Origin of the sequence: Actinomadura sp. 7K507, from assembly GCF_004348425.1 — a bacterium.
In the GTDB taxonomy this organism is placed as follows: domain Bacteria; phylum Actinomycetota; class Actinomycetes; order Streptosporangiales; family Streptosporangiaceae; genus Spirillospora.
The window spans coordinates 1-22,707 of sequence record NZ_SMKK01000160.1; the positions used below are offsets into that span (position 1 = coordinate 1).

16 protein-coding genes and 1 pseudogene are annotated in these 22,707 nt (G+C 72.0%); 4 read left to right on the plus strand and 13 right to left on the minus strand.

Annotated elements, in window-relative coordinates:
* The coding region (locus tag E1285_RS30025; RefSeq protein ID WP_165966816.1) for a DUF3068 domain-containing protein at positions 1-1,016 on the minus strand (1,016 nt) is incomplete at its 3' end.
* Between the two features lie 245 nt (positions 1,017-1,261).
* Here E1285_RS30025 and E1285_RS30030 point away from each other — a divergent pair.
* Together E1285_RS30030 and E1285_RS47690 are read left to right on the plus strand one after the other, a co-directional pair.
* Positions 1,262-2,053, plus strand: coding sequence for a class I SAM-dependent methyltransferase (locus E1285_RS30030; protein ID WP_132157931.1), 792 nt, complete (start codon positions 1,262-1,264; stop codon positions 2,051-2,053).
* Positions 2,050-3,288 (plus strand): acyltransferase, encoded by a 1,239-nt coding sequence (locus E1285_RS47690; protein WP_243723143.1) that lies wholly within the window; start codon positions 2,050-2,052, stop codon positions 3,286-3,288. The genes E1285_RS30030 and E1285_RS47690 overlap by 4 nt, the downstream gene beginning before the upstream one ends.
* 2,227 nt (positions 3,289-5,515) lie before the next feature.
* Here the strand turns inward: E1285_RS47690 and E1285_RS47695 are convergent.
* From E1285_RS47695 to E1285_RS30085, 11 genes and pseudogenes are all read right to left on the minus strand, one after another.
* Positions 5,516-7,690, minus strand: a pseudogene (locus tag E1285_RS47695) (alpha-(1->3)-arabinofuranosyltransferase family protein); the annotation flags it as partial.
* A 109-nt stretch (positions 7,691-7,799) separates the two neighbouring features.
* Positions 7,800-9,032 carry a glycosyltransferase family 4 protein gene (locus tag E1285_RS30045; protein WP_132157934.1) on the minus strand — a complete coding sequence of 411 codons (1,233 nt, stop codon included), beginning with the start codon at positions 9,030-9,032 and terminating at the stop codon, positions 7,800-7,802.
* 32 nt (positions 9,033-9,064) lie between these two features.
* Positions 9,065-9,922 carry a glycosyltransferase gene (locus E1285_RS30050; RefSeq protein WP_132157935.1) on the minus strand — a complete coding sequence of 286 codons (858 nt, stop codon included), beginning with the start codon at positions 9,920-9,922 and terminating at the stop codon, positions 9,065-9,067.
* Between the two features lie 13 nt (positions 9,923-9,935).
* Complete coding sequence (locus E1285_RS48280) at positions 9,936-10,067, minus strand: hypothetical protein (RefSeq protein WP_279510104.1); 132 nt, start codon at positions 10,065-10,067, stop codon at positions 9,936-9,938.
* Entirely contained in the window at positions 10,067-11,767 is a 1,701-nt protein-coding gene (locus E1285_RS30055) for a hypothetical protein (RefSeq protein ID WP_132157936.1), read from the minus strand. Before E1285_RS30055 ends, E1285_RS48280 begins: the two co-directional genes overlap by 1 nt.
* 14 nt (positions 11,768-11,781) lie before the next feature.
* A complete protein-coding gene (locus tag E1285_RS30060; RefSeq protein ID WP_132157937.1) occupies positions 11,782-13,968 on the minus strand; it encodes an acyl-CoA dehydrogenase in 2,187 nt (728 codons plus the stop codon).
* 65 nt (positions 13,969-14,033) lie between these two features.
* Positions 14,034-15,236, minus strand: a complete 1,203-nt coding sequence (locus tag E1285_RS30065; protein WP_132157938.1) for a hypothetical protein — start codon at positions 15,234-15,236, stop codon at positions 14,034-14,036.
* A gap of 75 nt (positions 15,237-15,311) precedes the next feature.
* Complete coding sequence (locus E1285_RS30070; RefSeq protein ID WP_243723144.1) at positions 15,312-16,235, minus strand: EI24 domain-containing protein; 924 nt, start codon at positions 16,233-16,235, stop codon at positions 15,312-15,314.
* Between the two features lie 38 nt (positions 16,236-16,273).
* Positions 16,274-18,439 (minus strand): hypothetical protein, encoded by a 2,166-nt coding sequence (locus E1285_RS30075; RefSeq protein WP_132157940.1) that lies wholly within the window; start codon positions 18,437-18,439, stop codon positions 16,274-16,276.
* Positions 18,436-19,179, minus strand: a complete 744-nt coding sequence (locus tag E1285_RS30080; protein ID WP_132157941.1) for a hypothetical protein — start codon at positions 19,177-19,179, stop codon at positions 18,436-18,438. Before E1285_RS30080 ends, E1285_RS30075 begins: the two co-directional genes overlap by 4 nt.
* A gap of 71 nt (positions 19,180-19,250) precedes the next feature.
* Positions 19,251-19,901 (minus strand): Crp/Fnr family transcriptional regulator, encoded by a 651-nt coding sequence (locus tag E1285_RS30085; RefSeq protein WP_132157942.1) that lies wholly within the window; start codon positions 19,899-19,901, stop codon positions 19,251-19,253.
* 113 nt (positions 19,902-20,014) lie between these two features.
* Between E1285_RS30085 and E1285_RS30090 the strand changes: the two genes are divergently transcribed.
* Positions 20,015-20,881 (plus strand): TIGR03619 family F420-dependent LLM class oxidoreductase, encoded by an 867-nt coding sequence (locus E1285_RS30090; RefSeq protein ID WP_132157943.1) that lies wholly within the window; start codon positions 20,015-20,017, stop codon positions 20,879-20,881.
* Between the two features lie 22 nt (positions 20,882-20,903).
* Positions 20,904-21,341: a nuclear transport factor 2 family protein gene (locus E1285_RS30095; RefSeq protein ID WP_132157944.1), complete on the plus strand. Its 438-nt coding sequence runs from the start codon at positions 20,904-20,906 to the stop codon at positions 21,339-21,341.
* On the opposite strand, the gene E1285_RS30100 is transcribed toward E1285_RS30095, so the two are convergent.
* The gene (locus tag E1285_RS30100; protein ID WP_132157945.1) at positions 21,342-22,262 is read right to left on the minus strand and encodes a hypothetical protein; all 921 of its coding nucleotides are present in this window, start codon (positions 22,260-22,262) and stop codon (positions 21,342-21,344) included.
* Between the last annotated feature and the right edge of the window lie 445 nt (positions 22,263-22,707).

Sequence of the window (22,707 nt, forward strand, 5' to 3'; positions counted from 1 at the left end):
GGCCCGGACGGGGGCCCGGACGGGCTCGTGTCGCCGAACTTGCCGTCGGAGCGGCGGGGGGCCGCGGGCGCCGGCGGGGCCGGGGCCCGGCCGAGGCCCAGGAAGACGCCGACGCCCAGCAGGATCAGGCCGAAGAGGACGGCGCCGCCCGGGATGTAGCTGCGCACCGCGTCGATCTTCAGGGCCGTGCTGTCGGCCAGGTCGACCGCGGCCTCCTGGTCCTTCTCGACGGTGACGAGGTCGGCCTGCGCGACGATCATCTTGCCCTTGCCGTCCTCGGTCTGGACGGTGCTGCGGATGTTCTTGCGGTGCTTGACCGGGACCCCGGTGCGCGGGTCCACCCAGGTGGTGTTGTAGGCCTCGGTGTAGCGGTCGACCTTCTGGCTGCCGGCGTCCTCGGGGAGGCCGAGCATCTTGGCCGGGAGCTTGGCCTCCATCGCGGCGGTCTTGGTCAGCGGGATGGTCTGGGTGAAGCGGTAGGTCGTGAGCCCCTGGACCTCTTCGACGGCGTTGAACTGCATCGGCGCCGTCTGCTTGGTCGTCTGGTCGAAGACCGGGTAATCCTGCTTCTCGACGTTCGCGAGCGGGAGCAGCAGGCCGTAGGCGCCCTCCATCCGGACGCTGCTGTCGCCGTCGACGTGCGTGCCGCAGCAGTCGGTGAGGACGCTCGTACGGCGGTCGAAGGCCAGCCGGAAGGCCTGGATCTGGATGGGGTTGTCCGGGTTGGCCTGGTCGTAGATGTTGGTCGTGGAGTCCCAGACGGCGATGTCGTCGTTGCCTTCGTTGGCACGGACGTCGCCGCGGACGGTGTTCTTGGCCTGGAGGGTGACGCCCGTCTTGGTCTTGAGCTCGGCCTGGTCGAAGTAGGTGGAGTTCTTCGATTCCAGGAGCGTGACCTGGTAGCGGTTCAGCGGCGCGACGATGACCTGGTCTGCCACGTAGAAGCGGACCAGGGGCGCGAGCGTGAGCAGGAAAGCGCCAAGGCCGATCAGGATCATTCCGATCGGTCGCCGCATGAACACCTCCGGGGGGAATGCCGTCATTCTCAGGCCGTGGGGCCGGTGCCCGGCATGCGCCGGTTACCCTACAGGACCACCGAAACCGCCAGTCCGGAAACAGTAAGCACCGACTGCCGCAGGCAGGGCACCGCATTCACCGCCTGACGACTCGGGCGTGAACGCTCCCCCAATCCTGTACTGGCCGGTAGGCTCCGCTCAACCCCGACCCCCCGGGACCGACTCGAGACGACAGCGAGGTGGCGATGACCGCGGCGCCCCCCAGGCCGGACCGGCAGTCACCCGTCCCCGCGGATCGCGTCCATCTCGAGCACCGCGCCACGCTGGCCCGGTCGGTGCGGCTCCTAAGGGCGTTCCGCCGTGAGAAGAGCGACCCGGAGTACTTCTACGGCCTGATGGCCCGTGACACCGTCGCGCAGCTCAGTTCGTACACCGACCTGAACGGGGCGACCGTCATCGACGTCGGAACGGGCTCTGGTTTCTTTGCGCGCGCGCTGACGGCGGCTGGGGCCCGCTGCACCGGCATCGATCACGACCTCGCCGAACTGACCGCGCACAGCGTCGCCGCGCCGAACACGTTCGTCGCCAGCGCGCTCGCGCTTCCGTTCCGTACCGGCTCCGCCGACGTGTGCTTCTCGTCGAACGTGCTGGAACACGTCCCCGAGCCGTGGCGGATGGCGGACGAGATGGTGCGCGTGGCCCGGCCGGGCGGGACGGTCTTCCTGTCGTTCACCAACTGGCTGTCCCCATGGGGCGGGCACGAGACCTCCCCCTGGCACTACGCCGGCGGTGACCGGGCCGCGCTGAGGTACGAGCGCCGGATCGGCCGCCCGCCGAAGAACCGATACGGCCAGAGCCTGCATCCGGTGTCGGTGTCGGCCGCCCTGAGATGGGCCCATGGGCGCGACGACGTCCACGTCCTGGACGCTGTCCCGCGCTACCACCCGCGCTGGGCCGGAGGAGTCGTCCGGGTCCCGGGGCTGCGGGAGTTCGCCACTTGGAACCTCGTCCTGGTCCTGAGGAAGACGGGGCCGTGAAGCCGGCCTCGCGGGTGGCCAGGCCGGCGCCGCCTCCCATCTCCGGGCATCAGGACACGCTCGACGGCGTACGCGCCGTGGCGGCGCTGGGCATCCTCGTCTACCACGTGGCCGCCACGGCCGGCTCCATCACCAATCCGGCCGGTCCGCGGTGGCTCTTCAACGGCGGCCAGGTCGGTGTGCCCATCTTCTTCGCCCTGTCGGGGCTGCTGCTTTACCGTCCGTGGGCGGCGGCCGTCCTCGACGGACGGGCCGCTCCCCGCGTCGGCGTGTACCTGCGCAAGCGGGTGTTCCGCATCATGCCCGCCTACTGGGCGCTGATCGTCTGCTTCATGCTCACGGCAGGGCGGGACCACATCGGCGACCCCGTCTCGTGGATCTCGCTGCTCACCCTCACCCAGACCTACCTCCCGAACATGTGGTGGGAGACCGCGCTGGGGCCCGCGCACCTGGGGCAGCTGTGGAGCCTGGTGGTCGAGGTCGCCTGGTACGTCACGCTGCCCTTCACGGCGGCGGTTCTCGGCTGGTACGCGCGACGGAAACGCACCGGCGACGTCGGTGTCCGGGCCAAGCGGCTCCTGATCGGCATCGGCGTTTACGGGGCCCTGTCGTTCCCCTACACGGCCGTGATGTTCTTCCCGGAGCGGCACGGGCAGATGGGCCTGTGGCTGCCGCGCTTCTTCGTCTGGTTCGCGATCGGGATGGCGCTCGCCGTGGTGACGGTGTGGGCACGGCTGGACGAGCGCCGGCCGGTGGCGGCGATGTGCAGGGCCGTATCGGACTCGTGGGCGGCGTGCTGGGTGGCGGCCGCGATGCTGTACGTGGTGGCGGCCACGCCCGCGACCGGGCCCGCCACCCTCCAGATACCGGACGAGTTCTGGACGTCCACCCTGCACCTGGTCGTGAACGGCCTGTGCGCGGCGGCGCTGCTCGCCCCGGTCGCGCTGGCGCCGGCCGGGCACCCGGCGCTGGGAGCGGTCCTCGCCAACCCGGTGATGCGGTTCCTCGGCCGGATCTCCTACGGCCTGTTCCTGTGGCAGCTGCTGATCATCGTCGCCTGGTACGAGGCTACGGACCGGGTGTTCCGGGGGGACGTGGCGACGGATCTGCCGCTGATGACCGCGGCGTCCATCGCAGCGGCGACCCTGAGCTACTACCTGGTGGAGCGTCCGGTTCAGCGGCTGGTCCGCCGTGACCGTTCGCGCCGGGCCCCGTCTCCGGCGCCGTCCAGCTGAGCGCGATCCCCCCGCGCGAGTCGCCGCCGGACGGCCGGGGCCGCCACAGCTCGGCCGCGACCCGCCCGACGATGACGAGCCCGAGCAGCTGCGGCGCGAGGTCGCCCAGCGGGCCGGACGGGGACGCGGGATTCTCGATCATGTCCAGCCAGGCGCCGGCGGCGAGGCAGCCCGTCCCGGCGAGCATGGCGATCGCGATCGTCCACGGCGAGGCGATCGCGCGGACGACGGCGGAGCGGCGGGTGCGCGCCCAGCCGCAGCCGACCGCGACCAGGGCGGTGACGGCGAGGCCGGGCACGCCGGCGATCCAGCCGCCGAGGACGGCGGCCAGGCCGACGGCGGCCCAGGCGGGCCAGCCGGTGCCGGCCACCAGCGCGCGGCCCGTCCGCGGCCGGGGATCGCGGCGCCCCGCGGACCTGGCGGGCCAGACGGCGACGATCAGCATGACGAGGAGGAGGTTGAGGCCCGCGACGACCGCGATCCGCTGCGCCCGGTCGGGCCCGTAGGTGAGCTCGACGACCCCGCTGGTGCCCTCGGGGACGAGCCAGCCCTGCTTCCATCCGTCCAGCCGGACGGCGCGCAGCTCCTTGCCGCCAGCCGTGGCGGTCCAGCCGATGTTGAAGTTCTCGTTCACGGTGAGGAACGAGCGTCTCGCGGCGTCCACCTCCAGCTTGCGGGAGCCGGCCCCCCAGCTGATGATCTTGACCTGCCGCGGCGGCGGGTCCTCGGTGCTCTCGGTGCGTTCGGTGTTCTCCGTGCGCTTCGTGGTCTCATCCCCCGGCTTGGTGCCGACCGTCACCGTGTCGAGGCGGTAGGAGTCGAAGGGCACGGAGGTCAGCCGGTTCCGCCCCGTCTCCAGCGTCGCCTGCTTGCACGCGCTGAACTTCAGGGGGCGGCCGGCGAGAAGGTCGCCGAGCATGCCGGTGGCCTCGGTCTGGATGACGGCCTTCTGACCTGCGGCCGACCGCGTCCCGGTGGTCTGGGCCCCGGTGGTCCGGGCCCCGGTGGTCTGGGCCCCCGCCGGGCCGGCGCGCAGCTTCGGCCCGTACCCGCAGGGCAGGTCCAGCGGATAGGTGCGCACGTCCGGGACCGTCTCCACGTCCGGGATCGTCAACTCGGCGAGCTGGATCGGCTGGGCCCGGCTGTCCTTGAAGAAGGTGACCGTCAGCCGGTCGGTGGTCATCGGGGCGAACGACAGCTTGCCCTGCGCGTCCGACAGTCCCTCCCGGATCTCGCCGTCGTCGCCTTCGACCCGCAGGCGAATCGGGCCCGCCACGCTCGGGGGAAGCTCGGCGGTGATCGTGGACAGGCGTTTCCGGCCCTTCCACTGGACGCCGAAGGTGGGCGCGTCCTCCCCCTCCGCCGCGATCCAGGACGTCGCCGGGTCCCCGTCGAAACCGGACCTGGGCTGAGCGGCCGGATGGTCGGAGATCGTCGAACTCGCGGTGACGGACGGCTGGCCGTCGACGGCCGCGTACCGCTCGATCAGCTCCGGGTCGGTGAGGACGGCCGTTCCCGTGATCGGCGCCTTGCCGGACGCCGCCGACGTGAACGTCCGGTCGAACCCGGAGCCCTCCTCGTCGTCGGAGCCGAGTGACGGCGAGCAGACCCAGCGCCGGCTGCCCTTCATGCATTCCGACTTCGCCCCCGGCCGCCGGCTCATCACGTACGTGGCCGGGCCGTCGACCCCGCCGGGGGCGGGCATCGTGTACGTGCGTTCCGGCTCCAGCCCGCCGATCGACACCTCCGACACCGCCGCGCGGGTGAAGGCCGGGAGGGCCGGTTCCGAGCTCAGGCCGGTGATGCGCAACCGCAGCCAGCGGGTCTGGCCCTGCGGCGCGCGGAGCGGCTGGGCGGTGGCGATCCGCTGGACGTCCTGCTCCAGGGTCCCGTTCTCGGTCTCGACGGCGACCCGTGAGACCGGCGGCCCGAGCGAGGCGTCCTGGACGAACGCGGCCGTGAGGCTCTGCACGTCCCGCGGCCCGTCGAACCCGACGCGCAGCCATTGCCCGGCCGGGCCGTCCCATCCGCCCGTCTGCCAGGCGGTGAACCGGTTGCCGTCGAACGCGGCGAACGGGGTCGCGCCCGGCTTGTGCGTCTGCGGGATCGCATCCTCACCGGCCGCCGAACTGGAGGCCGTGATGTCCCGGACGCCGCCGCCGTAGGTCACGTGGGTGGCGTACTTCTTCCACCCTTCGTCGAGGACGTCGGTGGCCTCGTGGCGATGCTCCGCCGACAGCGTCGGGGACGTCTGGTGCATCTCACCGAAGTTGCGGCGGAGCAGCCGCGGCGAGTCGGTCACCACCGGGGTGCCCTGGAGGTCGGGGGCGTCGTCGTCCAGCAGGACGGGGTCGTCGGGCAGTGCGTCGTCGTCCGCCATGGCCAGCAGCGACTCCGGTCCCCCGTACACGCGGACGGGGTCGGTCGCGTCGGCGAGGTTCGCCACGGCCGCGGCGCTCTCGACCTCGTAGACCTCCAGCGCGGGGTACTTCTGGTCGAAGGCCGACACCGCGTCGGCCGCGTCGCCGCCCACGGGTTCGCCGAACGAGGCGACCCTGCGCATGCCGGGCGAGTCGTCCAGGGCCTCGTGGACGCGGGCGGGCCAGGCGCCCCGCAGCGTTTCGCGCCGGAGGTCGTTGCGGACCAGCACGTACCGGATGCCCATCCGGCCGAGGAACTCGCTGAGGCCCGGTGACATCTGCCCCGATCGCACCTGCTGGTCGATCGCGTCCAGCGCGCGTGTGTAGCCGGGCGAACCGGCCGGGACGAGCTGCCGGACGCCCCACCGCGCCGTCAGCAGCGGCTGGACGATGTCGTCCATCGGGCGGCCCCACAGGTACTCGCCGAACGGCGCCCCGGGGACCGCGAGCACGCCCTGCTGCCCGGCCCTCGCGTTGATCCACGACGCCGCGTCCCGCCAGTGCTGGGGGACCTGCTTGAACCCGCCCGGCCCGCTCAGCCCGTTGGACACGGCCGTGACGCCGATGCCGCCGAGCGCGACGGCCGCGACGACGGGCAGGCTCACCAGGGCCTTCAGCGTCCCACCTGACCATGCGCCGGAAGACAGGGCACCGGAGGACAGGGGCCCGCCGGACGATCCCCCGGCGGCCACCGGCCCGCCGCCGAGGCTGCGGACGCGGCCGTCGCCGCCCTTCACGGCCGCCCCGGCTTTCCCGGTCGCCACGACCAGCACGTGGGCCAGGCCGAGCGCGAGCGGCAGCCGGACGACCGCGTCGAACTTGTGCAGGTTGCGCAGCGGCGCGAGCGGCCCGTCCAGCAGCTCGCGCATCTGGGCGGCGAGCGGGCCGGGGATGTCGCTGATGTGGCCGATGGACAGGATCGTCAGCCCGGCCAGCAGCGTGACCAGCAGGAACGTCCGCTCGGGCAGCAGCCGGCCGAGCAGCCCAGCCAGGCCGAGCGCCGCGACGACGCCGGTGAAGATGATCGGCACGGGGCTGATCGAGAACTCGTATCCGACCGGCCACCACACCTGGCCGTCCACGATCAGGTAGTTGACCCAGCGTTCCGCGCCGCGCAGCACGTTGATCAGGCCGGTCGGCCCGGTCGTCGTCTCCGCCTTCTCGGTGTAGGTCAGCCAGGAGAACCCGTACGTCCCGGTCAGCAGCAGCGGGGCCAGCCACCACGCGGTCGCCGCGGCCGTGGCCGCCGACCACCACGCGAGCATCCGCAGCCGGAACGACCCGCGCGGCCTCGTCACGAGGTACAGGAACGGGACGACCAGGACGGCCGCGGTCGCGGTCGCGTTGATGCCGCCGCAGCAGGCGATCGCCAGCCCCGACCTGGCGGCGGCCCGCAGCCGCCCGCCCTCGCCGGACGCGGCGGTGACCAGCGGCAGGACGATCCACGGCAGCATCGCGACCGGCATGTACTCCGACGAGATCTGCCCGAGCGTGGCGAGGCCGCTCGGCGCGAGCGCGTACGCCATCGCGGCGAACAGCCGCGTGCCGGGGCCGCCGATGCCGAGCCGCCCGGCCAGCTTCCACGTGCCGAGGAACGCCAGGCACAGCAGCAGGGACGTCCAGAACCGCTGGGTGATCCACGCGGGCATCCCGGCAAGGTCGCCGAGCGCGAAGAACGGCCCCATCGGGAACAGATAGCCGACGGCCTGGTTCTGGAGCTGGCCGAACTGCTCGGGATCCCACAGGTGCAGTGCCCGGCCGAGGAACCCGAGCGGGTTCACCGCCATGTCGATCTTGGTGTCGGCGAGGATCTCCCCGGGCCGGGTGCTGAACGCCAGCGCGGTCAGGGCCAGGCAGCACGCGACCACGCGCAGCCGTTCCCGCAGCCGCTCGCCCGCGTCCATGCCCTCCGGCGGTTCCCCGTCCGGGACGGCCTGACGGGGCGCGCCGGCGCGGGGCGGTTTCGCCTCTCCCACGGCCATGCTCGCGCTCTGCCCCTTTCTGCCCGGGCCCGGGGCCTCAGCCCGGGTGCCCGTCACCGTACCTCTGGGCGCCTGTGGTCAGGGAGCCGGTCGTCACGGCGCCCGGTGGTCACGGCGCCCGGTGGTCACGGTGCCCGTGGTCAGGTCGCCCGTGGTCACGGCGCCCGTTCAGGTCGCCGGTGATCAGGTCACGCATCTTCGCGGCCGTCCGCGTCCAGTCGAACTCTCCGGCCCACGCCCGGCAGGCGGCGGCGATCTCGTCGCGGCGCGCGGGATCGTCGAGTTCCTTGAGTGCCCGTTCCACGACGCCGGCCTGGTCGTCGCCCGCGTGGACGAGCCATCCGGTGACCTCGTCGCGGACGGCGTCGCGCAGGCCGTCCACATCATGGGCCACGGTGGGGACGCCGAGCGCGGCGGCCTCGATCACGCTGAGCCCCCAGCCCTCGCCCTGGGACGTGCTGAGATGCAGGTCGGCGCGCGCCACCAGGGCCGCCTTGATCTCCTCGGCCACGTAGCCGTGCGCGATGACGACGCCGTCCAGGCCGCGCGCGGTGATCCTTTCGGCCAGCGAGGACGCTTCCGGCCCGTCCCCGACGATGTGCAGCCGCAGGCCGGGGCGGTCCCGGGCGAGCCGCTGCGCGAGGTCGAGGAGGAGATCGAGTCGTTTGTGCGGGACGAGACGTGTCACGCAGACCAGGTCCGGGGCCCCGGCGGGCTCCGGAACCACCCCGGCGGGTTCGGCGATCGCCGTCCCGTTGGGGACGACGTGGGCGGGCCCTGTCCAGCCCAGCCGTTCCCTTACGGCGCGGAGCGTGGACGGCGAGACGACCACGAGCGCGTGCCGCCGGTACGTCCAGCGGCTCACCGGCCCCTCCAGCACACGCCCCAGCCAGGCCAGCCACCTTGGGAAGTACAAGTCGAACTGGGCGTCGTGCACATGGTGAATGACGCAGAACACCGGCACGCGGCGAGCGAGCACCCAGGGCGTGAAGAACGGGATGCCGTTCTGACAGTCGATGACCGCGTCGAACGAACCGTTCCGACCGCGTCGCAGCCGGTGAGCCAGCAGCCACAGCAGGACGAGCGGGTACACGGTGAATCGGCCACCGAGGCGCACGAACTCCACGTCCTCGACCCGTTCCCTGCGCTGCTGTCCACGCGCCCTGCACGTCAGATAGGTGACACGGGCCCCGTGGTCGGCGAAACCGTGGTCGGCGAAACCCTGGCCGGCGAAACCGCGGTCGGCGAACCTGCGTGCAAGCTCCCAGGCGTAGCGTTCGGCTCCGCCCGCCGCCGGATGCCAGGGGTCGCGCCAGTTGACGACCGCCAGCCGAAGGTCCATGGAGGTTGCGCCAGAGCCCGGAGGAGTCGTGTTCATCCCGACTTGGCGGTCGACGTCGAGGGCACGCCCGGCTCCACGGCGACCTGCACCGGCCCAGGCTCCGGCTCAGCGAACATCGTCCGCACAGGCACGACCGGGATGATCGGCGCCGCGGGCACGGCCGGCATCCGGAAACCGGCGCGCGCGCGGATGCGGGCGAGGTCGAGCAGGCATTGCAGCGAATGCCGCCGGACCGAGAACGTCGAGCCCGGACGGTCGCGCCACACCACCGGGATGTCCGTCACGGACGCACCCCGCCGGACGCAGTGGGCGAGAAGCTCGACGTCGAACGAGAAACCCGTCGTGCGCAGATCTTCCGCAGCCGCGCGTGCAAGCGGCCCGTCGAAGAACTTGAAACCGCACTGGGTGTCGGCGATGCCGCCCACCAGATCGCGGACGATCCGGTTGAACGTGACCGCCCCCAGCCGCCGCACCGGCAGCGCGTAGCCCTGGACGACCGACCGACCGTGGCGCCTTGACCCGACCACGACCGGGCGGCCCTCGCGCAGCAGGACGATGGCTTCGTCCAGCGCGGCGAGGTCTGTTGCCATATCGGCGTCCATGAATCCTACATAAGGAGCCCGCGTCGCCAGCAGCCCCGCACGGACCGCCGCTCCCTTTCCCCGCCGCTCGCACCGCACCAGCCGCACCGGCTCCGGACCCTCCCAGGACCGGACGATGCCGGCGGTGCCGTCCGTGCTGGCGTTGTCGACGACCACGACCTCCGAGCGGACCGGAAGCCCGGCGAGCTTGCCGCACAGCACGGCCAGCCCCTCCGGAAGCCGGTCGGCCTCGTTGTAGGCGGGAACGACGATCTCCAAGAGGACGGGACCGTCACGCCGAGTCCCCATCAGGGCCTGCGCGTCAGCGAGGGCCGTAGTTGTACAGCGGCTTGATCACGGGATCCTTCTGGGAGGAGTCCACGAGTTGGACCGTGCCGAACGACGCTCCGGCCGCGAGCAGAACGCCGACCACTGCGGCGATGGCGATGCGCATCAGGGGGTCCTTCTTCGGTGGGGTGACCTGCGGGGCGGGATACTACCGAGTAACGGAAGGCTCAGAGTAGTACCTGGGGCCCGGATTGACCAGAAAACGACCAGACTCACGATGGTCCACGCCGCCACCACGGGCGGGACGGGAACGCCGTCCCCAATGGCCTCCGCGGCACCGTCGATCCGGTAAACCGCCAGATCAGAGCCGCGCATCACCTCAACGGCCGGGCCGGACGGGCGGAGCGCGCCGATCTCGGCGTCGACCACGACGTACCGGATCCCCTCGTCACGCAGCGTGGCCACCGGAGGGGTTCCCGTCCGGGCGGCCGGCGCCAGCCGGACGACCCTCGGATCCTCGGGCGCGACCATCGTCTCCCCGACGGTGACGGCGTCGTTCACGACGACCCGGCGGTGCAGGTAGCGGGGCAGCGGATCGAGGACCCGGCGGCCGCGGTTCCACGGGTAGCTCCGGTGGGCCGCCCACGGCAGCACCAGCACGTCCCCCTCGACCGGGTCGCCGTGGATGATCTGCCGGGCCCGCGCCCAGTCGTCCGGGTAGCGGACGGCACGCAGGTCGCCCGCGGCTCCCCACGCCAGCGTCGGCAGCAGGAGGACCGGGCCGGCCATCGCCGCGGTCGGCACCAGGGGCAGCCGCGCGCCGACGGCCCGGTCGGCGGCCACCCCCAGGCCCACCGCGACCACGACGGCGAGCGGCGCCACGAACTGCTGGCCGTCCCGCAGGACGGCGAACCCCGACCAGAGGCCGATGGCCCCTTCGAGGACCGGCGCCGCCACCGCCCCCAGTGCCGCGACCGCGAACCCGGCGGCCGCCGCGACGGCCGCACCGCGCCTCCAGACGGGCCCCCGGCACCACTTCCAGTACGCGGTCAGCGCGGCGGCCACCACGATCAGCCAGATCGTCGCGGTCACCGGCGCCCCGTACCCGTCCGGCACCGTCTCGCCGTTCCACACGCCGCCGAGCAGGAGCAGGCTCCCGAGCGTCCCGAACGGCGTGTCGGCCCGCGCGGCGAACAGGCCGACGGCCGTCCCGTCCCCCGGTACCCCGTCCGGACGCAGCAGCCCCGGCACCAGCCACGGAAGGCTCAGCACCCCCACGGCCGCGATCACCTGGACGCCGGCCCTGCGGCGGCCGCTCACCAGCGCGACCGCCAGCGCCGTCAGGCCGGAGACGGCCAGGGCCGCGAAACCGCCGATGGCGGCGGGGAGCAGGGCCCGGACGAGGCGTCTCCCGCCGCCCGGGGCGTCCAGCCCGGCGGCGGCCGCGACCACCCACGGAAGCGCCGCGTAGCCGAGCAGGAGCGCCCACTGGCCGAGCAGGAGCCGCTCGGCGACGAACGGGTTCCAGGCGTAGCAGACCCCAGCGGCCAGGCGCGGCAGGAGCCGCTCGGACGGGACCAGCGACGCCGCCGCCGTGCACGCCATCACGAAGATCGCCAGCAGGACGAGCTTCTGCACGGCGTCCGCCGGGACGACGGTGGCGAGCGCGGTGACGAACGCGTCGCTCGGGACATGCCTCGGGACGACCCCGGTCAGCCCGAACGTCATGCGGGTGAACGCCGGGTCGGGCACGAACACCATGTCGTACGACAGCACGAACCCGGGCGCGAGCCCCGGCCCCAGCGCCGCAAGCCCGAGCCCCAGCCCGGTCAGTGCGGCCACGAGGTGCCGCGTCCTCTCCCTCATGTGTGCCTGGGACGCTACCCCGCCCGCTCCCCTGCGGGGGGACGCCCCTCCACACCCCCCGGCAGCCGCGAGGGGTCGGGGTCGCGGGGCAGGCCGAGGATGCGCTCACCGATCACGTTGAGGTTGACCTCCGTGGTGCCGCCGCCGATGCTCATCGCGCGGGACGCGAGCAGGTACCGGGTCCAGCGGGCGCGCAGGTCGTCCTCCCGGCCGCCGGTCAGCGCGCCGTCCTCGCCGAGGAGCGTGAACCCGAACTCGGTGACCTGCTGGCCGTGCTCCATCGCCACGAGCTTCCGGACGTTCGCCGTCGCGCCCGGGTCCGTGCCCGAGAGCTGCTTGAGGGTGGCGCGGAGCCCGAGCAGGTTGAAGGAATGCTCGTCGCAGGCCAGCCGGCCCAGGCCGTCGCGGACGACCGGGTCGCCGGCGAGGCCGAGCCCGGCGGCGAGTTCGAGCAGCTTGGGCAGGTCTCCGCCGAGCTGGAAGTTGCTGGTCAGGCCCACGCGCTCGTTGGCGAGGGTGGTACGGGCGACGCGCCAGCCCGCGTTGACCGGGCCGACGACGAGGTCGTCGGGGACGAAGACGCCGTCGAGGAACACCTCGTTGAAGACGGCGTCGCCGGTGCATTCGCGCAGCGGACGGATGTCGATGCCCGGCGAGGCCATGTCCACGAGGAAGTACGTGATCCCGTCGTGCTTGGGCCGGTCGGGGTCGGTGCGGGCGATGCAGATGCCCCACTGCGACTCGCGGGCCAGCGACGTCCAGATCTTCTGGCCGCTGATCCGCCAGCCGCCCTCGACGCGTTCGGCGCGGGTGCGCAGCCCGGCGAGGTCGGAGCCCGCACCCGGCTCGGAGAACAGCTGGCACCAGATGATCTCGCCGCGCAGCGTCGGCGGCAGGAACCGCTCTCGCTGCCCGGGCGTCCCGTACTGGACCAGCGACGGGACGACCCACCCCGCGATCATCAGCGGCACCGGGCGGACCTGCGCCGCCTTCAGCTCCTGCTGGATGACGATCTGCTCCAGCGGGCCGGCCTCCCGGCCCCACGGCTTCGGCAGGTGCGGGGTCACCCAGCCGCCCTCCGCCATCGCCGCGCGCTGTTCGAGGGGGTCCATCGCGGCGAGTTCGGCGACGCGGGCGCGGATCTCCTCGCGCACCGGCGTGGCGTCGTCGTCGAGCTCGATGCTCATGGGGCGCCGCACTCCGGCGGCGGCCAGGGCGCCGACGTCCGCACGATGCCTGCTCGCCCGCCCTAGCAGCGCACGCAGCGTGAGGGCCCTGCGGTAGAGCAGGTGGGCGTCGTGCTCGTAGGTGTAGCCGATGCCACCGTGAATCTGGATGTTGCCTTCAGCGCAGGCGACGGCGGCGTCCGCGGCCAGCGCAGCGGCGACTCCGACGGCGTAGGCGCGCTGCTCTTCCGGCTCGTTCAGCGCGCGCGCCGCGTCCCATACGGCCGCCCTGGCGCGCTCGACGGCGATGAGCATCCGGGCGCACTTGTGCTTGATGCCCTGGAACTGCCCGATGGGACGGCCGAACTGCTCACGGAGCTTCGCGTACGCCACCGCGTCGTCGAGGGCCCGTCCCGCCACCCCGCAAGCCTCGGCGCCAAGGAGGACCACGGCGAACGCCTGCACGTCCGTCCCGTCCAGGAACCGGTCGTCCGGGACGGTCACCCCGTCGACCGTGACGGATCCGACCGGGCGGGTGATGTCGAGGGACTCCAGCGACCCGACGGCGACCTCGTCCCGGTCGAGCACGACCCAGCGTTCACCGGCGGGAAGCAGGAGGACGTCGGCGAGCGGTGCGCCCAGGACGGGCTGCACCGTCCCGGAGACGCTGGAACCTTTCACCTCCAGGCTCCCGGACAGCCCCACGGCCGCCTTGCGGGAACCGTCCGCCAAGCCCGGCAGCTGCTTCGCGGCCCCGCAGGCATGCAGGACCGCCGACGCCAGAACGGTCGGCGTGTACGGCCCCGGAGCGAGGACACGGCCGAGCTCCTCCAGCACGACCGCCTGCTCCAGGAGCCCGAAGCCCTGCCCGCCCGCGTCCTCGGGCAGGTGCAGGCCGGGCAGTCCCTGCGCGGCCAGTGCCGGCCAGAAGGCGGCGTCCGCGTCCCGGACGGCCCCCGCCGTGATGTTCCGCTCGGCGAACCCGCGCACGGAAGCCGCCAGCGCCTCGTGTTCCTCGGTCAGCCCGATCGCCATGCCCCACCTCTCCTAGAAGTGGCCACAGCCTATAGAACGCCATTCGGTCTGGCAGGGGCGATCCGTCAGGAGGCGATCTTCAGCCGGGAGAAGAACGTGTTCACGTCCGGCCACATCTTCTTGTGCGTGTTCGGCAGCGACGCGAACACCACGGCGGGCGTCTTGCGGCCGGTGTCGATCACCGCGGTCGCGACGACCTCACCGGTCGCCTCCACGCCGTCCCGCTGGTAGGTCAGGTACGAGGCGATCATCCAGCCGGAACGCCCGTCCACGTTCAGTGCCTGCGAGGCCAGCGGCGCCGTCTTGTGGGGGAACGCGTAGTACTGCGCCTCGTAGTTCTGCGCGACCACCGCGGCGGCGTTCTTGACGCTTTCCGGCCCCTCGTAGGCCCCCTGCATGCTCGGATGCAGGGTTCCGGTGAGCAGCTGGCCGTACCAGAGCTGCCCGCCGCTGTTCTCGGTCACCAGGATCTGCTGCCCGGACCATCCCGCCGTGCCCAGCTTGTTCTGCTTGGTGGGCACCTTCCAGGGGGCCGCCATCCGCGGGTACGACAGGCCCGAATGCGCGTCGGGGACCTGCCCGGCCACCCGGCTCGGCCGGCCGGCGAACGCCGTGAGCTTCTTGTCCGGCGGCAGCTCCGCCTGCGGCGCCCCGGGCTGCTCCGCGGCCGTCCGGCCCGCGTTGCCGCCCGGCTTCGCCGACTCGCCGCCGCCGTTCTTCAGCAGGTACACGGCACCGGCCGCGACCAGCGCGACGACCAGCAGCCCGACCCCGCCGAACAGCACCAGCCGGGACCGGCCGCCGCCGTCCAGGTCGTCGCGCCGCCCCCTGGGGGAACCGCCGAGCTTGGCGTCCGCGGACTCCTCGTCCGCCATCCACTCCGGCATCTGCCAGTTGCCGCTGCTCGGCTTGCCGGGCCTACCGGGCTCACCGGCGCCGGTGGGGACGGCCGGCGTGTACCGCTCGTCGCCGGGGCCCTCGTCGAACAGGTCGCCCTCCCACTGGGGCGTCTCCGCCTCGGAGGCGGGCGCGACCCGGACGTCCTCGGCCCCGGGCTCCTCGACCTTGCCCCAGACGTCGTGCGAGTCCGCGTCCTCCCCGGACTCGGCGCGGCCCGCCGGCGGGGGCACGAGGCCCTCGGGCACCTTGGGCTCGGGGAAGGCCATCTGCGGGCCGTCGCCGGCCTGCGAGTCCTGGCGGGACCCGTCCCGCGGCTCGCTCTCGCTCATTTCGGTCCAGCGCACACCGCGCTCCCCCTGATCGGACATGCGGCACACGTTACGCGAAGATCAGTGCTTGAGATCCGAGCTGTAATCACGCTCAGGACACATCTTCCTATCGCCTCAGTGATATTCGGCTGTTCCACCGTCACCAGGTGTGACCGGCATCTCCGGCCCCGGTTCCCTGGCCGGCCACTCCCTGGCCAGCCGCTCCCTGGCCAGCAGCGTGCCGCCCGCCACCGCGCCCGGCATCGCGAGCACCGCGCCCAGCGGAATGAGGAACACCACAACGGTCGCGGCACCGAAGCCGACCACCAGCGGGCGGTTCGCCCTCATCCGCGCGAACCGCTCCTTGCGCAGGATCCCCCGCCGGTCCATCGCGACCGACGTCAGCTCACCCGCCAGGAAATAGCCGGACACCAGGCCCGCGACCACCGGCACGACCGTCTGGCCGATCACGGGCACGAACCCGCACGCGAAGAACACCACCGCGAACATCAGCGCGATGACCCCGAGCAGCAGCGCGTCCTTGAGCGCCCGCCCGATCTGCACCATCAGCGGCACGTCCGGGTCCGGCGGCGCACCGCCCTGCGACTCCTCGACCCGCACCGCGATCGCCTCGTAGAACGGGTCCCCGACCAGCAGCGTCATCGCGGTGAACGTGATCAGCACCAGGAACAGGGCCGTCCCGTAGATGGCGATCCCGGCGACCACCCGCGCGCCCGTCCGCGCCGCGTCCGACCAGCCGTCCGCGAACCCCGTCACCCATCCCGCCAGATCATCGATCTGGAACGCCAGGAAGAGCAGCGCGGCACCGTAGACGGCCAGCACCACCAGCGCGGGAATGAGCCCGAACAACCACTGCGCCGGATGCCGGGCAACCCACCCGATACCACGCAGCAGGTACCCGACCCCATTGAACAGATCCTTGACCCCGGACGGCTTGGGCCCGTCCTGCGCGGCGGGCGGTCGCGGAGCATGCGGCCGGGGGGCCTGCGGCGGGTTCCACGGGCCAGGACGCTCGGGAGGTACGTGCGGTTGGCTCACGCCGCCAAACCCTATAGCCCACAGGCCCTCACCGACCGTCATCCCGAACCGGCGGCCCTCCGCCGCAGCCGCACCCAGAGCGACAGCAGCAGCCGCTTCCATCCGGGTTGGAGCAGCCGCACCAGGATGTCCTCCTCGATGTCCCGCCGGCCGCGGTGCGCGCCCCGCCAGGCCCGCACGAGATCGACGACCAGCGCCCGCCGCACCGGCTCGGCGCCCGCGGCCGCCACGAACAACGCGACGACCCCTGGCCGCAGATCGGGCCGGGCGGCGGCCGTGTCCAGCCAGAGCCAAGCCACCTCCGGAAAACCGCCGTACCCGCCCGCGACCCCGGCCTCCGCGGCCACGGCGGCACGCCACGCCGGCGCGCACGCCACCGGCTCGACCGCGCCGGGGCCTGTCAGCGTCACCGCGAGCCCGACCGCGTCCGGCTCACCCGCAAGCTCCAGGAACAGCGCCGTCCCCAGCGTCGCCCGGGGCACGGCCTCCTGGTGCGGGTGATCGTCCGCGTTCGCCGCCCAGGCCAGCGCCGCGCTGAGCACGACTCCCCGATGGCGAACCGCCAGCTCTCGTGCCGCCTCGATGACCACAGGCCGGATCTGATCCCCGCCCCGCAACGCGAGGCCTTCCATGGCCGCCACGATGTCGCGCAGGAGCACCCCGGCAGGCGGCAAGCCGAGCAGGAGCCGGAGTCCTATGCGTGCCCTGCGTGCGCCGTCCTGACCGGAGGAGAGCTGGACGGAGGTCCGGCACCATTCCTTCGCGGCATGCGCGACCGCCTGAGGATGAGCCTCCGACAGCGCGTACGCCACGTCCAGCACTTCGTCTTGGAGCTGCTCGTTCCCGTAGGTCCCGAGGTGCTTCAGGCGGGTCAGCGCGATCGTCACATGCACCTGGCCGAGCACCTGACAGACCCGCGCCACGGTCAGCTTCAGCGTCTGCGGCGTCCGCCGCGCTCTGGACCACTCGTAGAGCCCGCTGCGGACACGGCCCCCCACGCGAGGGTGCAGGCACGTCCGAGCAAGGGCTACGTAGGAAAGGTCCGCTGCTTGATGCGCGTCATCGGCCCACGAGCCCGCCATCTGGATGATCTTCTCGGCCCATCCGTACTCGGCCGCGAAGTCGGCGAACACCTCGACGAGCTTGGGGCGCAGCTTCGGCTGGAGCGTCACCATGTCGTCCGTGGGCAGGGTCGACAGCCACGACAGGAGGTCGATCCGGGCCAGCGGGTAGTCGTCCCAGACGTGCTTGAGGACCGAGGACGCGAACCCATGACGGCGGAACACGATCCCGTCCTCCACGCGCTCCGCGCCGAGCAGTTCGTCCAACCCGGCCGACGGGCACCACGCCAGCCCACCGCCCTCGACTCCGATCTTGAGCTGGCGGGCCAGCGACAGCGCGGCTCCGTACACGCTCGTCTCGTCGGCCGGGGTGATCGTCGCGGCGGCGACCAGCAGCGTCCGGTCCCGGAGCCCGGAATGTTCGGTGAACCAACCACGCAGCTGGTCGCCCCACCCCCGGTAGGCTCGCTCGACCTCCGCCTCATCTCGGATGTCCATGGCGAGATCGGCGAGGCGGCGTCCATCACCCGGCGAGGCGTCCTGCAGCAGTTCCTTGGCGCGTGGCCAGTCCGGCCAGGGAGTGCCGCCGAAACGACGGCACTCCAACCGCCTCCGGTAGACCGCCTCCGCGAGCGGCGGCTGCACCGGGATCGCCGGGAGGAACTCGGCGAACCGGCGCTGCTCGGCCTCGGTCCCGACGACGAGCAGGAACCCGCCGGACGCGTACACGGCCTCCAGGCAGGACCGCAACCGCGTCTCCTCTTCGTCGGCGGCGCGGACCAGGTAGCCGCGAGCCGTGCCGGAGATCTCCTCCACATCGTCCTCGCCCGTCGAGAACAGCCGGATCGGCAGATCCGGGCGGAGTTCCCGCAGCGCCGCGATCGCCGTGGTCGTCACCCCCGCGCCCGAGGGACCGGCGAGCGCGACGGCGTGACGGTGGCCGAGGGCGGCGACGATCCGGTCGTGGTTGAGGACCCGCACGTAGCCCGCCACCCGGTCGCCGATCTCGCCCTCCGAAAAGACCATCGAAGGACGCCCGCGCACGAAGCCGAGCTGGTTCAGGACCAGGTCACGGGACACCGTGTTCCCGAAGGCGTTCTGTGTTCCGTCGCCGATGACCGTGACGTCGTCGATCGTGGTCATGGCCGTTCCTGACGGAGGTCGCCGCCGACGGTGTTGCCGAAGGCGTTCTGAGAACCGTCACCGCTGATCGTGACGCCGCTGATGGACGTCCTGCCGGCCGGTGGCGGGAAAGGCTCGGCGACATCATCGATGGCGCGCGGCTCTCCGCCACCGGACGGAGTCGGCACATAGAGGTAGGCGGGCCGGGCGAACTGCTTCACCCTGACCTGGACCTCGGTGAACTGGCTTTCCCGGAGACCACTGCGTCCGCCCGCGACGTAGGCGGTGAACAGCTCCGCCGAAAGCACGAACGCCGCGAAGGTGACCTCGGGGTCACTGCGTTCGAGGGCGTCTCGCAGCGGCTCGCTGTCGAGAAGCCGGCAGACGTCGATGGCTGCGGTGGAGATGCCGGGCGCATCAGGCCGTTCATCGTCCACCAGCCCGACGTGCAGGGCGACGCGCAGCCGGAGCCGCAGTCCCCGCGCCCGCAACCCCGGCGCGGACGCGGCCAATGCCCGCTGAAGGCACCGCGGGAACGGCTCGATGAGGGCAGGAACCGCCTCATGCGGCAGGACCGCGAGAACCCCGTCTCCGGTGCTCTCCATGAAGCGGACACCGGCCCACACTTCACCGAGCCCGCTCTCCTCGCACGCCGCGGCCAGCACACGCCGGATCTCCAGGTGGACCTCCGGCAGCTCGGCGTCACGGTGTGCACTGAACTTCTCGGCATCGACGACGAGAACGGCGCGAAACGTTTCCATGCGATCTCTCCCCGGACGACGGCAGGTCACCCGTCACTCTGCGGACGAACCGCCCGGAGAAGTGTCTGAAATCAGACAGGGCCGTGTCCCGTCTCGGCCAGGGCCCGCAATCGCGGCATGTCGGTGATCACGATCCGGCGTCGGGCGGTCGTGACGATGCCCCGCTCGCGAAGGCGGGCGAGTTCGGCGGCGACCATGCTGCGCGACAGCCCCACCGCCTGGCCGATCTCCGACTGGCCGAGGCCCACGTCCACCGGCCCGTCCGAACCCGGCACGGCCAACCGCACCAGGGCCCGGACCACGCGCGGACCGGCGGGCAGCGCCGCCGTCTCCGCACGCCAGACCTCACCCTCACGGATACGCCGCATCGCCCGGCGCAGCAGTTCGGCCTCCAGCCCTGCGGACCGCAGCAGAGCGCGGAACCTCTCCGCGGGCAGGACCCGCGTGACACAGGCATCGACCGCGATGACCGTCGCCGAGCGGCCGTCCTCGCCGAGTACGGCGATCTCGCCGAGCAGCTCTCCCGGCCCGCGCACGGCGAGGAGCAGCACCTCGCCGTCCGGGAGGGACAGCAGCACCTTGACCCTGCCCGCCATCAGGATCAGCACGTGCGACGCCGGGTCGCCCTGGCGGAGGAGGACGTCGTCCGGGTGGAACCGCCGTTCGGCGCCCGCCGCGACGAGCCGTTCCCAGGTCCGGGCGTCCGCGTTCACGTGAGGCATCACGAGTGTCCGTTCGGCCAATGGACTCGTTCCGATGATGCTGGCCCACAATCGCCGCGACAACCGGAAGACCATCCCTGGCGCGAAAGTGGAACAGGTTCTAGTATTCGATGATGCGGTTCACCTACGCCGAGGCGATGACGGATCCGTCCTACTACCTGCCGCTGGCCAAGGCCGCCGAGTCGGCCGGGTACGCGAGCATCTCGGTGGCCGACTCGCTCGTGTATCCCAAGGAGTCCGACTCGGTGTACCCCTACACCGCGGACGGCAGCAGGGAGTTCCTCGAGGACAAGGCCTTCATCGAGACCTTCACCCTGATCGCCGCCATGGGGGCGGTGACCAGCACGATCCGGTTCACGCCGTTCGTCCTCAAGCTGCCGGTGCGCCCGCCCGTGCTGGTGGCCAAGCAGGCGACGTCGGTCGCGTGCCTGACCGGCGGGCGGCTGGGCCTCGGCGTCGGCGTCAGCCCGTGGCCCGAGGACTTCGAGGTCATGGGGGTCCCCTGGGCGCGGCGCGGCAAGCGCATGGACGAGGCCATCGACGTCGTCCGGGGCCTGAGCGGCGGCGACTACTTCGAGTTCCACGGCGAGTTCTACGACGTCCCCGCGATCAAGATGACACCGGCGCGGCCGTTCCCGATCCTGGTCGGCGGGCACAGCGACGCGGCGCTGCGCCGCGCCGTGGTCCGCGGCGACGGATGGATGCACGCCGGCGGCGACGACCTCGACGAACTCCTGGCGAAACTGGGTCGCATCCGGGAGGCGGAGGGCAAGGCCGGCGACCCCTTCGAGATCCACGTGATCTCCATGGACGCCTACACGGCCGACGGGGTGAAGCGGCTGGAGGACAAAGGCGTCACCGACGTGATCGTCGGCTTCCGGATGCCCTACATCAAGGGCCCGGACACCGAGCCCCTCGACAAGAAGATCGAGCACCTCGAACGCTTCGCCGAGACGGTCATCGCCAAGACCGGACACTGAAACGAGAACAGGTTATAACCCCATGGACGCCATCACCTGGAACGCCCCGGACTCCGACCATCCCGCCCGGCAGGCCGCACGCGCCTCCATGACCGCCGTGATCGGCGGCCACAAGGACGAGTGGCTGAAGCTGTTCGCCCCGGACATCCTCATCGAGGATCCCGTCGGCCCGTCCTTCCTGGACCCGTCCGGCGACGGTCACCGGGGCCACGAGGGCATCGGCGCCTTCTGGGACAACTTCATCTCCAGCATCGCCGGCTTCCGCTTCAAAGTCGCCGACTCCTTCGCCAACGGCGACTGCTGCGCCAACGTCGCGACCATCACCACCACCATGGCCGACGGCTCCACGATGACGATCGACTGCGTCCTCATCTACACGGTCGGCGAGGACGGCCTGATCACGTCCCTCCGCGCCCACTGGGAACCCGACCGCGCCATGGCGACCGTCACCGTGCCCTGATCACCAGGCGTCGTCCTGCGGCGGCAGCAGCGACTGGGCGATCGTCTGCTCCAGGCGGCGCACCGCCATCGACTCCCCCACGAACCCCTGGACGGCCTGGAGGAGCTGCTGCAGGCCGCCCGGATAGTCCAGGCATGTCTGCAGGACGGCGAACAGGTCGGCCCGCGCCTCCCCCGACCGCGGGACGGCCCCGGCGATCTCCAGGGACAACGCGCCGACGATCTGGTCACGACCGCGTTCGGCGCGCAGCCGGGGGATCTGCAGCATGTCGTCCACCATGCGGAACAGCAGCGGCAGCGGGACGTCCGCCCCCAACGGCGGAAGCGCCTGGACGCCCTCCTCCGGCACCGCCGGAACCGCGGCCGGACGGACGGGCCTCCCTCCCGGCACCATGACCCAGGCGTCGTCGGAGGTCTCCTTGACCTGAACCTCCACCTGGTAGTAGTCGCCCGGATCCACGAGCCCCCGCCCATGGCGCACGACATCGTCGTACACCCGCCGCGAGACGATCACCGCTATCCCCGTCTCGGCCCTGGCCACGGCCTCTTTCAGCGGCGCCGCGTCCAGCAAACGGAACGCATGCGTCAGCGCCGTGCTGACGATGCCGCGCCCGTCCGACTCGGCCTCCCCCACGTTGACCGCCACGCGCAGACGCATCCGCGCGACCTCGTTCGCCGCCTCGTTGTGATGCCGTATCTCCGCGCGCAGCCGGTTGACCACCTCCGTCAGGAGCAGCTCCGTCCTGACGTCCGGCGGAAGGACGACCATCACCCCGTCGCCGCGGTCCTCGTGATAGCACTCGTCCAGCCGCAACCCCGCACCCGCCAGACTCCGGTCGAGCCCGTCGTACATCGCCTTCCGCACTCGAACCCGCACCGGATCGGCACGGGCGGCGTCACTGAACCCGGCGATGTCACACACGAGGAACGAGCACATTCCCCCTGGCCGCCACCCTCCCGACGCCGGGCGCATGGTCTCCGTCACAGGCACCTCACCGATGGTCTCCGCAGTTCCCACTCTGTAAGCGTCCGCCGACATCCGCAAGACGACTGCGTCACCCATCACGATCCAACCGCCCACCCCCCGAACTACCATCGCCCGCACGTCCAAGAAATTCCACGGCGTGTCATCGCAGAACGCCCCCACGAAGGCGTCCAGTCCATATGATCGTTCCGTCGTGGCCGGGCTGAGGCCCCCGGGCCCGACGCGCAACGCGACATCTCTAATCTTTGCGATCCCAAGGGACAAGAGGGGGAGACGGCTGTGCCGGTAACTCATGGCAGCGCACCAGAGTCCAGCGACGTCACGGTCGCATTCACCCCGTCCCCTCCCACCCTCGAGGAACTGACCCGGCAGAGCCATTCGT